Genomic DNA, 12771 nt, shown 5'->3' with positions numbered 1-12771 from the left:
CGGGATACCGCCATTCTGGTTGGAAACAAACAGAATGCTATCGCTGCATAGTTGAACAGTGATGTTCAGCAGTGTTCAGCGTAAATGTATCAGCACGGCATTCACACCTTGGTGTACAGCCCCCTCTGCCGAGGTCTGCTGAGCGGACGGATGACGCCACAAACCACCTTCCCTTCAGGGGATATGCGAGCCGGGATCGATCCCAAGTTTGTTGAACCGCGCTACTCCCAGTACCTAAAAGCGGCAGAGGCATTGAGCCGGTTTGCTCAGGATCGCTATGGCAAGACCTTGGCCCAGTTGGCGGTGCGCTGGCTGCTGGATCAACCGGGGGTGAGTGTGGCGCTGTGGGGGGCACGCAAGCCCTATCATCTGGAGGCAATATCCGGCCTTTGGGGCTGGTCGTTGGATGCGGAAGCGATGCAGACCATCGAGGATATTTTGCAAAGGTATGTTCCCGAGTCCATTCCCCCCAGCTTTATGTCCCCGCCTGCCCGCGCTGCCTAGTTGTTGCTTTCTGTTCCCTTGCCGTTTGCGTTAGCGGTGGGGAGCACTTTGTCGCCGGGATCCCAGTCCTACAATTGAGTTTGGCAAAAAATGGGATGTAGAGCCCTGTCCTACCGCTACATAACTGGCCAGTAGGGCGAGGGGGCTGTTAACCACGGGAGAACAAAGATGGCCATCCCAGATGCATTCGCGTCAGCAGTGCGGAGCACTTTGACCCATAAAGCAGACAGGCCAAGGGATCCGGCTGACCAGAATGGGCCCACAGCGCCTTCTCAGGCGGGATCCCTGATTCTCCACGTGGGGGGCATGAGTTGTGCCGGCTGCGTTCGCACCGTTGAGCAGGCCCTGCTGAGACAGCCGGGGGTGGTTAAGGCCAGCGTTAACCTGGTTACCGAGTCGGCCCTTGTGGAGTTTGCCCCTGGGATCCGGCCCGACCCGCAGCACCTGGCCCAGATTTTGACAGAGGCAGGGTTTCCCAGCCGCTACAGTTCAGAGGGTGAGGCCCTCTCCGGCGGGAGTTCCGTTCGCGTCAGCGGTGCGGAGCACTCTCAAGATCCCTCTTCCCCTCCCGGTGGGTGGGAAGAAGCCTTGGATGTGCCTGCGGATCCCCTCTCTCGGCAGCGACAGCAGACCCGACACCACATTCGCCAAGCGCTCACTGCTGCTTTTCTGCTGCTGATTTCTGCCGCCGGACACTTGAATCTCTTCGCCCGTCTGGGCTTGCCCCTCCTTAATGATGTCTGGCTGCACTGGGGCTTGGCGACCTTGACTTTTGTCGGCCCAGCTCGCGGCATTGTCCTGGATGGTTGGAGAGGGGCGCGGCGGCTGGCCCCCAACATGAACACCTTGGTTACCTTGGGATCCGGATCGGCCTACCTGGCCAGTCTGGCGGGGTTGTTGGCCCCTCAGGTGGGCTGGGAGTGCTTTTTCGACGAGCCCGTCATGATGCTCAGCTTCATCCTGTTGGGACGGGCCTTGGAACAGCACAGCCGCCTGCGGGCGGCCAGCAGCCTGCAATCGCTGGTGAGCTTGTGTCCCAGTTTGGCTCGGCGGGTTCAGCCTGCAGAGAAGGCGGGATCTCTGGCTTCCAGCCCAGAGGGGAACCTGGATCTGGGATCCCAAACCGGAGAATGGTGCCCTGTCGAACAGGTGCGAGTGGGGGATTGGCTCCAAGTGCGGGCCGGCGAACAGATCCCGGTGGATGGAGAAGTCATTGCCGGCCAGGCCACGGTCAACGAGGGGATGCTGACAGGGGAACCCTTGCCGGTGCTGAAACAAGCGGGGGATCCCGTGGTGGCGGGAACGCTGAACCAATCGGGGTTGCTGCTGTGCCGGGCGACGCGCACCGGGAAAGACACCACCTTGGCCCAGATCATCCGCCTGGTGGAAGAGGCCCAAGCTCGCAAGGCCCCCATCCAAGGGATAGCCGACCAGGTGGCGGGCTACTTCACCTATGGGGTGGTCACGCTGGCCATTCTCACCTTTGGGTTCTGGTACTGGATTGGGATCCCACTCTGGGGGAGCGGCGGTGCGGAGCACTTCGTCCTGGCGGGGTTCAGCCTGCACTCCCATCTGCATCTGAGCGACCATCCCCCTCACCCCACACCTCTGCTCAGCAGCCTCAAGATGGCCATTGCCGTTTTGGTGGTGGCCTGCCCCTGTGCTTTGGGATTGGCTACGCCGATGGCCATCCTGGTGGGTACTGGCTTGGGAGCCGAGCGGGGTTTGCTCATCCGAGGGGGAGATGTTCTGGAGAAAGCCCATCGCTTGCAAACGGTGGTCTTCGACAAAACCGGCACCCTCACCCAAGGGGATCCCCACCTGACGGACTGTCTCAGCCTTGACCCCTCCCTGGATCCCAATCGCCTACTCCAACTGGCGGCCACAGTGGAAAGCGGCACTCGCCACCCTCTGGCGCAAGCCATTTTGCAAGCCGCCCGCACCCAGGGTTTGCCGTTGCTCTCCGCCGGCGAGTTTCAAACCCAACCGGGGATAGGAGTCGCCGCCCAAGTGGAAGGGCAGGAAGTGGTGTTGGGATCCCTGGATGGGCTGGCTGCTTTGGGGATCCCAATTTCCCCAGAGACCCAGGCCCAGGCCGAGGCGCTATTGGCAGCCGGCAAAACAGTGGTGGGCGTGGCTGTAGAGGGATCCTTGGTGGGGCTGCTGGCAGCACAGGATCCCTTGCGGCCTGATGCGCAGGCAACGCTGCAACAGCTCCGGAAAATGGGCCTGCAGGTGGTTTTGCTAACCGGCGATCGGGCGGAGGTGGCCCACCAGGTGGCTGAGGCTCTGCAAGTGCCAGGTCTCCGCGTTATCGCCGAGGTTCACCCGGCAGACAAAGCTCAAGTCATCCGAGATCTGCAGGCCCAGGGTCAGAGGGTGGCCATGGTGGGCGATGGCATCAACGACGCTCCGGCTTTGGCCCAAGCCGATGTGGGCATTGCCCTGCATTCCGCTACCGATGCCGCCCTTGAGACCGCCGATATCATTCTGATGCGCAACCGCCTCTGGGATGTGGTGGAAGCTATCCGCCTCAGCCGCGCCACCTTCCGCAAGATCCAGCAAAATCTCCTCTGGGCTGTCGGCTACAACCTGGTAGGGATCCCAGTGGCAGCAGGCGCGCTCTTGCCCGCCTTTGGCATTGGGCTGAGCCCAGCTATTGCCGGGGGCTTCATGGCCTTAAGTTCCCTCAGTGTAATCCTCAATTCACTCCTTTTGAGGCGAACTTTTGTACCCCGTAGATCTTCGAGTAGCCGCAGCTAAAAAAGTGTTAAAAATTACGAATGACTAAGTATCGATCGTTAAGTCTTCCGAGGTTTTACCGAGCTTCTGACACAATTTCCGCTGCGTCCAAGCCAAAAATTCGGCAACTTCGTACATTTGATTAAAAAGATTAATCCGCTTTAACTTTTGAGGATTTGGTTGTAAGATTAGGCCGAAACCAGGCTGTAAGCGCATCTTCTGGTTTCTTGCTTAGCAAAGCAAAAACCGTGAAAATACTGAGAAAGCGCATCTTGCAGCGGTGAAGGGAGCAAAAGTATGGCGATGCTTGGAGATCTTCAGGAATTTTCCTTATGCGACCTGTTGCATTTAATGGAAAAGGGTAAGAAAGCAGGGCAATTATCCATCTGGGCACCCAATGGCATTCAGCGGATTTGGTTTTACCAAGGTCGGGTGGTCGCCGCCCTCACCCCTGAAGAAAAGCATCGTTTGGAAAGCCTGCTGACGCGCTTTGGCTTGGTGGACGAGCAGGTGGTCAGCCAGTTGGTCGCTAGGGGCTTGGAGGAGCCTCTGGGGCGTTGCCTGCAGCGGCAAGGGTTGATCTCGCCCGTAGATTTGGCCAAGCTCTTTCGCCATCAACTGCAAACCGGCCTCTACAGCCTCTTCGCCCTCGAATCCGGCCAGTTCAGCTTCCTGCCCAACGTGCCCATGCCCTACCGAGAAATGACTGGCCTCAGCAAAAGCGCCACCGCTGCCGTCTTGGAAGCCCTGCAGCAGCTCAAGCTGGAGCAACGCCCCGAAAAAGACCTGCCCGAACCCGATAGTTGCTTTTGGCGTACCAGCACCGAACTGCCTCTGTTCAAGCTTTCTGCGCTGGAGTGGGGGATCCTGGAGCAGGTGTCGCCTTCTCGCAAGCTGACAGCTTTGGCTCAAGCACTGGGGGCAGACCTGCTGGAGGTGCGCTATGCCTGCGCCCGTCTGGCGAAGCTGGGGTTGATCAGCCCTTGTGAGGGGCCAACGGTTCTGGCTCGGTCTGGTCGCTTGGAGCTGTCCAAGTCGATTGCTGAGGAGGTGAATCCCGAGCCGGTGAGGGAGAGGCTGGGGGCAAGGGTGCCCGGTTTTCAGGATGAGGGCGGCCCCGTCAAGCCTTCTCTGGTCAGTCGATTGGCCACCCTCCTCAAGGGCATGCGCGAAAAGTGAGGCAAACCTAACGGAAAAAAACAATCTTCTGGCTTTCTTCTGGCTTTGTAAAGAACTTGGAAGGGTCTATAACTTTTCTCTAACTTCCGCTCACAGAGAAAGCAAAAATAGGAGTTCTATCTTACGAAGCGACATGATCCAACACAAAGCTGAAACAAAGGAAACTAGAACTCTTCTGTGAAGGGCTTCCGAGTGCTGCCTAATTGTATTCCTTGATAGATTTTCCCGGATAGTAAGTGTAACTGCTGGCGCGCAGAGTACCTAGCTACAAAGAACACAGCCGTTGATACACGGTTGTTGTCCGAGAGTACATGTACAAGAATAGGGATGTCCAAAAAATCACTGAAGCATTGATTTTTTACCCATTCCATCGAAGCGAGGTTCATAGAGAGTTCTTATGGCCATAGTTGGAGACCTCCAAGAATTTTCCTTGCCCGATCTGTTGCAGCTGATCGAGAGAGGCAGCAAAACAGGACAGCTCTGTATCTGGGCGCCCGGCGGCATCTACAGGATCTGGTTTTATCAGGGTCGGGTCATCGCTGCCTTGCCACCTCAAAAAGAGCACCGCCTGGAGAGCCTGCTAGCCGACTCTGGTTTGGTGAGCGAGCGGGTGGTCGAAAAGCTGGCTTCCTTTTGCGGCTCGGAAGAGCCTCTGGGGCGTTGCCTGCAGCGGCAAGGGTTGATCTCGCCCGTAGATTTGGCCAAGCTCTTTCGCCATCAACTGCAGGTGGGACTCTACAGCCTCTTTGCCCTCGAATCCGGACAGTTCAGCTTTTTGCCCAACGTGCCCATGCCCTATCGAGAAATGACCGGCCTGAGCAAGGGCGCCACCGCTGCCGTCCTGGAAGCCCTGCAGCAGCTCAAGCTGGAGCAGCGCCCCGAAAAAGACCTGCCCGAGCCCGATAGCTGCTTTTGGCGTACCAGCACCGAACTGCCTCTGTTCAAACTTTCTGCGCTGGAGTGGGGGATCCTGGAGCAGGTGTCGCCTTCTCGCAAGCTGACGGCTTTGGCTCAAGCACTGGGGGCAGACCTGCTGGAGGTGCGCTATGCCTGTGCCCGTCTGGCCAAGCTGGGGTTGATCAGTCCCTGTGAGGGGCCAACGGTTCTGGCTCGGTCTGGTCACTGGGAGCTGTCCAAGTCGATTGCTGAGGAGGTGAATCCCGAGCCGGTGAGGGAGAGGCTGGGGGCAAGGGTGCCTGGTCTCCAGGATGAGGGCGGCCCCGTCAAGCCTTCTCTGGTCAGTCGATTGGCCACCCTCCTCAAGGGCATGCGCGAAAAATAAAAGCATAGGGATATTTGCAGTCATGTTTTCGGTTTTCGGGTAGAAACATTAGAAATAGTGAATCAGCAGGGAGATGTAGGATGGCTAATCTGTCCTCTTTGCAGGCGATCCTCCAGAGCTATGTTGCCAATACGCCAGAAGTCCAGGGAGCAGCAGTGGTCACCCCTGACGGGCTACCTTTAGCTTCCACACTGCCTGTGGGTATGGATGAAGAGAGAACCTCTGCTATGTCGGCTGCCATGCTTTCTTTGGGCGAACGGATTGGGAGAGAGCTAGGGCGCGGAGCCATAGAGAGAGTTTTTGTACAGGGGGAAAAAGGATACGGGGTTTTAACCAGTTGTGGCCCCGATGCCGTCTTGCTGACAATTGCCAGCCATGAAGTCAAGCAAGGCTTGCTCTTTTTGGAAATTAAGCGAGTCGCGGCAAGCATTGCAGAGGCAATGAAGTAAGAAAATCAAATGTGGAAGCTAAGTCTTTAGATCCTATCCTGACGTTGAGGGAACTATGGCCATTAAACCTTCGGAGCTGCTCCAAGTCCTGATCTTGCGCACGCAATTCACAGATGATGACAAGAAAGTTTTGCAGCAAAGTGCTGACTGGGGCGGCAGTATCGCGGCGGAAATGTCAGACGCCTTTTACGGCTATCTGGATCGCGATGCCGAAATGGCGGCAGTGATAGCCAAGCACAACCGGCAGCGGCTGGGCCAAACCTTTGCCGACTGGTTCAAGGAAATGTTTACGGGCATGGATAACTGGGGGCCACAATACGCTGAGCGGCGCTGGAAGATTGGCATAGTTCATGTGCGCGTTGGCATCGGCCCTCAACATGTTGTGCCTGCTATGGCCACAGTTGTGCAGGAGGTGAGTCGGCAGTTGGCGAAAGAAGGCAAGCCTGAACAGTTGCGCACCAGCTTGAGCAAGGTTTGCATGATTGACCTCTCTTTTATTGAGCAAGCTTACCTTGAGGTGGCCTATAATGCAGTGCAACAGGAAACAGGCATGAGTGAGGCTTTGTTCAAACGATTAATCGCCAATGGTGCTAACAGCTTAATTTGAGTTAATTTGAGTTAGAGTAGACTCTTGCTTGCTCTACTTGCTTAATTTCTCTGACTTCTGATTAGGCTGAGGCATCTGAGTTTCCGGAATCTCCACGAAGCAAAGCTGTTGTCAGTATCTCTATTCAAACTATCTGAGAATTATCTGAGAAACAAGCTGGGGATAGTTTTACCTCCCGTGCGGCACATCGGTGCACTCCCCCGAGTTTTATTCAGCTTTGTCGCTAGAGCTTAGTCTGAGGCCAGTTTATGGGAAATATCTTGCGAATTGTTGTAACAGGGCCGGTGGGAGCTGGAAAGTCTACCTTTATTCGCACGATTAGCGAGATTGAGGTAGTAGACACCGATTGCAAAGCAACGGACGAGGTGGCAGAGCTGAAGAAAACCACGACGGTAAGCATGGACTTCGGCCGCTTGAGAATTGGAGAGGAGGAAGAAGAGATGTGGCTGCATCTCTACGGCACTCCCGGCCAGTCTCGCTTTAACTTTATGTGGGATATTTTAATTAAGCGCGCCCACGGCTATGTTCTTCTGGTGCCTGCGCACTTGCCGGGCCAATTTCGCAACGCCCAAGCTATTCAATCTTTTATGAAAGCCAGGACAAGTGCCCCCTGCGTGATTGGGATCACCCACGTCGATCAACCCAATGCCTGGGATCCAGAAGACATTTTGTTAATTTTGGGGAATCAGGACGGTTCAGTTCCGCACACCACTTTGAATGCCCAGGAGCCGGCTTCTGTTGCCAACACGTTGCTTCTGTTGGTTGAGCAAATGATGCCCCAGGTGGTTGTTTGAACAGATTTTCAGGTATCCGCCGGTCTAGAACTTCAGCAACATTGGCCCTAGCCAAGACAGGCGTATCTTTTGTGGGACAGGGATCCCTCCCGTGAAGCCGAAAAACGGGAGATTGGATTCGGTGGAGATTTGCCGCATAATGAAATGTCCTGAGTGATCTTTCTTGCCAGCCATCCAGCCATTGAACCAAGAGGATCCCCGCTGTGTTGCTTCTCGATTGCTCTCCCCTGACCCTTTCCCCAGAGGAAGCGCGGGAGAAACTGCTATATCTCCTGGCCCAGCTGGCTTACCGAGAAGGCTCCTTTACCCTTACTTCTGGACAGAAGAGCCCCCACTACATCAACTGCAAGCCGGTCACCCTCCATCCCCAGGGGGCTTATTGGGTGGGATCCCTGCTGCACCGGCTGTTGCCTCCCGAAACCGAAGCAGTGGCTGGGATGACGCTGGGAGCGGATCCCTTGGTGACGGCGGTGAGTTTGGCCTCTCTGCATGCTGAACCCGCCAACCTACCCGCCTTGATCGTGCGCAAAGAGCCCAAGGGGCACGGTACGCAGGCCTGGATCGAGGGGCCAGAACTGCCGGCGGGCAGCCGGGTTTGGATCTTGGAAGATGTCGTCACCACCGGCGGCTCGGCCCTCAAAGCTGTAGAGCGGGTGCGGGCAGCCGGCCACCGGGCGGAAGGGATCCTGGCTTTGGTGGATCGGCTGGAAGGGGCAGAAGACCGCTGCCGAGAAGCAGGGATCGCCTTTCGTCGCCTATTCACCCTTCCAGAAGTGCAGGCTTGCCATCGGGCCTTGACCTCAGGAAAATCAGAAAATCAAAGGACTAGCCTGCCCCCTTGGTGAGCATCAAAGCTTTGGAGAGCGGACATGCTGCCCCCTGCCTACTCAGCTCTGCCCAGCCGAAATCTGCCGAGCCTACCGCATCGGGCGCGGGTGGCTGTGTACGTGGTGATGAACATCGAGCACTTCACCTTTGGCAAGCTGGGCACGGCCATTCAACCCCATCTCACCAGCTCCCCTGAGATCGCCAACTATGGCTGGCGGGACTATGGCAATCGGGTGGGCATTTGGCGCTTGTTTGAACTGTTCGCGGAGCTGGGGATCCCGGTGACGGCGGCCCTGAACGCGGAAATGGTGGAGCTTTACCCCCCCATCATCGAAGGGATCCGCCAATACGGCTGGTCGGTGCTGGCCCACGGCTGGAACAACTCCACCGGCCACAGCGGCCTGGCCCGCGAAGCCGAACAGGAGCTCATCGAGCGCAGTTTGTCCCTTTTGGAGAAGGTGTCGGGATCCCGCCCTTGGGGCTGGCTGACACCGGGATTTTCCGTTAGCGAGAATACTTTTGACCTGCTCAAGGCTGCCGGGATCCGCTACACCACCGACTGGGTAAACGACGACCAACCCTACTGGTTCCCAACTGCCGCCGGCCCCCTTTTGGGGATCCCCTACACTCTAGAGGCCAACGACATCAGCCTTTGTCTGAGCGCCCGCCTGCCGGCAGAAGCCTTTGCCCAAGCCCTCATCGACCAGTTTGATCAACTCTGGCAGGATGGGGAGCGCTCCCCTCGCATCATGGCCATCGGCCTGCACCCCTTTATTGTCGGGCAGCCTCTGCGGATGGGATCCCTAAAAAAAGCCTTGCAGCACATCCAATCTCGCCCTCAGACTTGGCTCACCACCGGGGATGGCCTCTACGACTGGTATGCCCAAGCCTGCCCTGCTCCTGAGACGCCCTGACGGGATCCCCTGGCCAGAGGGAAAAGCGCGTCTTGGCCTTGGATCCTGCTCATTTTTTAACTTTGTTCTAATTTTGTCTTGTCTGGAGCTGTCCACCGTGGCTCCAGAAGTGACAGCATAGGCGGTGAAACCACCTAGGGCAAAAGGGCTTGGCCATGCGCATGGGCAGACTCAGTGGGATCCTCCTGCACCCCACCTCGCTACCGGGGCCATTTGGTATCGGCGATCTGGGGCCATCGGCTTATCGCTTTGTGGACTTTCTGGTGGAGAGCGGCCAGCGCCTCTGGCAGGTGCTGCCTCTGGGACCTACCGGCTGGGGCAACTCCCCCTACATGAGCTTTTCCTCCATTGCCGGCAACCCGCTTCTCATCAGCCCGGAGCTATTGGTGGGGGCCGGTTGGCTGGATCCCAACAGTTGGCAGGATCTGCCCCAATGGCCGGCCATCCAGGCGGGAGATAGGGGCCGGGTGGACTACGAAACCGTGATCCCCTTCAAGCTGGGCCTGCTGCACCGCGCCTGGGCTACCTTCAAAGAAAAAGCTTCCGGCCCCGATTGGGAAGCTTTCCAAGCCTATTGCGCTGCCGAGGCCGACTGGCTGCCGGACTATGCCCTGTTCATGGCCCTCAAGGATGTGTACGGCGAGCAAGAGTGGAACCAATGGGATCCGGCCTTGGTGCGACGGGATCCGCCGGCTTTGCAAGAGGCTCGCGATCGCTATGCCGATGCCATTACCGAGCAGATGTTTTGGCAGTATCTGTTTGCCCAGCAGTGGGGATCCCTAAGGGAGTATGCTCATCGGCATCAAGTGCGGCTCATTGGGGATGTGCCCATCTACGTTGCCCCCAACAGTGCCGACGTGTGGGCCAACCGGGAGCTGTTTCACCTGGATGAACGGGGACAGCCCTTGCAGGTAGCCGGTGTGCCGCCCGACTATTTCAGCCCTACTGGGCAACGCTGGGGTAACCCCCTCTACAACTGGGAGGTGCTCAAGGCTCGCGGCTACGACTGGTGGATCCGGCGCATCCAGGCCATCCTCAAGCAGGTGGACTGTGTGCGCATCGACCACTTTCGCGGCTTCGAGAGCTACTGGGCCATTCCAGGCGATGCAGAAACGGCTGTGGAAGGGGAGTGGCAAAAAGGGCCGGGAGCAGATTTCTTTCAGGCCCTGGCCGACAAGCTGGGGGAAATCCCGGTGATTGCCGAAGATCTGGGAGACATCACGCCGGAGGTGTTGCAACTGCGGGATCAATTTGGCTTGCCCGGCATGAAGGTGTTGCTCTTTGCCTTCGGCTCTGGGCCCGATAACCCCTATTTGCCCCATGCCTATGAGCGCAACTTTGTCGTTTACACCGGCACCCACGACAACAACACGGTGGTGGGTTGGTTTCATGACCCGGATCGCTCGGAGTGGGAAAAACAAAACCTGCTGCGCTATTTGGGCTGCCAGGGATCCGGGGGCATCCATTGGGATCTGATCCGCTTGGCCCTTTCTTCCGTAGCCGACCTGGCCATCATTCCCCTGCAGGATGTGATGGGGCTGGGGGCAGAGGCGCGCATGAACTTCCCCGGCACCACCGAGAACAACTGGGCCTGGCGCTACCGCGAGGACATGCTGCGGCAGGACATGATCCAGCGGCTGGCCGAGATGAGCGTGACCTATGGGCGCATCTCTCCTCAAGAGTTGGAGCAACGGCGAGCAGCCCTAGCCCAAGAACGGGCGGCAGGGTCTTCTCAAGCTGCCCCCAGCCTCGTCTAATGCTGGATCCCGCCCATCAGCAGCCCGATCCGCTCTTCGGTGGCCTCTTCAGGCCTGAGTTCTCCTACCAGGCGGCCCTCATGGATCACCAAAATGCGATCCGACAAGCTGATCACCTCATTCAAATCCGCCGATACCAGCAGCACCCCCATGCCCTGATCCCGTGCCTGCAGGATGCGGCGATGAATGGCCTCGATGGCCCCCACATCCACCCCCCGCGTCGGCTGGGCAGCCACCAGCACCTTGGATCCACAGGAAAGCTCCCGCCCCACAACGATCTTCTGGGCATTGCCCCCAGAATAGCGGCGGGCCGTCAGGGAAATGCTGCGGGGGCGAACGTCGAAGCTCTCCACCACCTGGCGGGCATGTTGGTCAATGGCCTCTTCCCGAAAAAATCCCAACCAGCCGGTATACGGCTTTTGATGGTGATCCCCCAGGATCAGGTTGTCGCGGGTGGGGAAATCCAGCACCAAACCTCTCACATTGCGATCTTCGGGGATATGACTCAGACCCCAGCAACGCACCTGTCGGGCCGAAGCAGACAGGGATCCGGCTCCATAGCGAATTTGGCCGCGGTAGCTTCTCAAGCCGGTGATCGCCTCCACCAATTCCGTTTGGCCGTTTCCCTCCACACCGGCAAGGCCCACAATCTCGCCGGCACGTACCTGGAAGCTCGCCCCCGCCACCGCTGGCTTCCGCCCCGGTATATCCACCCACAGATCTCGCACATCCAGCAACACCTCCCCAGGGGTAGCGGCCTTTTTTTCAACGGTCAGACTGACTTCCCGCCCCACCATCAGCCGCGCCAGTTCCTGGGCATCGGTTTGGGCAGTGGGCAACGTCGCCACCACCTTGCCATCCCGAATGACGGTGACGCGGTCGGCCAGTTGCATTACCTCCTTCAGCTTGTGGCTGATGAAAATGACAGCTCCCCCCCGCCGGGCAAAGCGGCGCAAAAACGCAAACAGCTCGCCTGCCTCCTGCGGAGTCAACACTGCCGTCGGCTCATCCAAAATCAAGATGCGGGCCTTGCGGTAGAGCATTTTCAAGATCTCCACCCGCTGCTGTAGGCCTACCGGCAGATCCTCCACTCTGGCGTCGGGATCCAGATGGAAGCCCATCTCGGCAATCAACTGAGCCACCTCAGCCCTGGCCCGACGGAAATCGACCTGAAAAAGATGGCCGGGTTCGGCCCCAAGAACCACGTTTTCCGTAACCGTCAAGGGATCCACCAACATAAAGTGTTGATGCACCATCCCAATTCCCAACCGAATGGCATCGGCGGGACTGTGAATTTTGGCCGGTTGCCCATCCACTTGAATGGATCCCTCGTCCGGGCTGACCAACCCATAGACGATCTTCATCAGGGTAGACTTGCCCGCCCCGTTCTCCCCCATCAGCGCCAGAATCTCTCCCCAACACACCTCCAGATCGATGTGGTCGTTGGCCAGCACCAGAGGATAACGCTTGGTGATCCCCTGTAAACGAAGGGCGATATCGCTGCGATGGGATCCCTCTGCCAAGGAAGGATCAGGCCCACTCATGAGGTGCTTCTTGAACGCCTCTTCCAGCATAGGTTGTGAACTGCCATGCCAGAGGAAAGCATTTCTGGGGGTATTGTGAGAGTCTCTCTTTTTCTAAGCACTATGGTCATTTCGATTCAAACTGGGACACTGCACCCACACCTAAAACGTTGGTCACGTCGTTACGTCGTC

At 57.8% G+C, this 12771-nt stretch carries 11 protein-coding genes; 10 read left to right on the top strand and 1 reads right to left on the bottom strand.

Annotated elements, in window-relative coordinates; genetic code table 11:
* Positions 1-84 precede the first annotated feature (84 nt).
* The 10 genes from ACVW0B_RS11540 to malQ all read left to right on the top strand — a co-directional run bounded on the left by ACVW0B_RS11540 (position 85) and on the right by malQ (position 11056).
* Positions 85-504, top strand: coding sequence for an aldo/keto reductase (locus tag ACVW0B_RS11540; RefSeq protein WP_414374476.1), 420 nt, complete (start codon positions 85-87; stop codon positions 502-504).
* A 168-nt stretch (positions 505-672) separates the two neighbouring features.
* Entirely contained in the window at positions 673-3267 is a 2595-nt protein-coding gene (locus ACVW0B_RS11535) for a heavy metal translocating P-type ATPase (protein ID WP_457491735.1), read from the top strand.
* 330 nt (positions 3268-3597) lie between these two features.
* Complete coding sequence (locus ACVW0B_RS11530; protein WP_457491734.1) at positions 3598-4425, top strand: DUF4388 domain-containing protein; 828 nt, start codon at positions 3598-3600, stop codon at positions 4423-4425.
* 397 nt (positions 4426-4822) lie between these two features.
* Positions 4823-5707: a DUF4388 domain-containing protein gene (locus ACVW0B_RS11525; protein WP_457491733.1), complete on the top strand. Its 885-nt coding sequence runs from the start codon at positions 4823-4825 to the stop codon at positions 5705-5707.
* Positions 5708-5787: 80 nt separating this feature from the next.
* Entirely contained in the window at positions 5788-6156 is a 369-nt protein-coding gene (locus ACVW0B_RS11520; RefSeq protein WP_011433098.1) for a roadblock/LC7 domain-containing protein, read from the top strand.
* A 55-nt stretch (positions 6157-6211) separates the two neighbouring features.
* Positions 6212-6763 carry a protoglobin domain-containing protein gene (locus ACVW0B_RS11515; RefSeq protein WP_457491732.1) on the top strand — a complete coding sequence of 184 codons (552 nt, stop codon included), beginning with the start codon at positions 6212-6214 and terminating at the stop codon, positions 6761-6763.
* A 248-nt stretch (positions 6764-7011) separates the two neighbouring features.
* Positions 7012-7557, top strand: coding sequence for a GTP-binding protein (locus ACVW0B_RS11510; protein WP_457395853.1), 546 nt, complete (start codon positions 7012-7014; stop codon positions 7555-7557).
* A gap of 203 nt (positions 7558-7760) precedes the next feature.
* The gene (gene pyrE, locus ACVW0B_RS11505) at positions 7761-8402 is read left to right on the top strand and encodes an orotate phosphoribosyltransferase (protein ID WP_457491731.1); all 642 of its coding nucleotides are present in this window, start codon (positions 7761-7763) and stop codon (positions 8400-8402) included.
* A 24-nt stretch (positions 8403-8426) separates the two neighbouring features.
* A complete protein-coding gene (locus ACVW0B_RS11500; RefSeq protein WP_457491730.1) occupies positions 8427-9299 on the top strand; it encodes a polysaccharide deacetylase family protein in 873 nt (290 codons plus the stop codon).
* Positions 9300-9454: 155 nt separating this feature from the next.
* Positions 9455-11056 carry a 4-alpha-glucanotransferase gene (gene malQ, locus ACVW0B_RS11495; protein ID WP_457491729.1) on the top strand — a complete coding sequence of 534 codons (1602 nt, stop codon included), beginning with the start codon at positions 9455-9457 and terminating at the stop codon, positions 11054-11056.
* On the opposite strand, the gene ACVW0B_RS11490 is transcribed toward malQ, so the two are convergent.
* The gene (locus ACVW0B_RS11490) at positions 11053-12600 is read right to left on the bottom strand and encodes an ABC transporter ATP-binding protein (RefSeq protein WP_457491728.1); all 1548 of its coding nucleotides are present in this window, start codon (positions 12598-12600) and stop codon (positions 11053-11055) included. The genes malQ and ACVW0B_RS11490 overlap by 4 nt on opposite strands.
* Between the last annotated feature and the right edge of the window lie 171 nt (positions 12601-12771).

Source organism: Thermostichus sp. MS-CIW-23 (assembly GCF_054059455.1).
The sequence above is the reverse complement of the archived record's forward strand: the minus strand, read 5'-3'. Positions and strand labels throughout refer to the sequence as shown.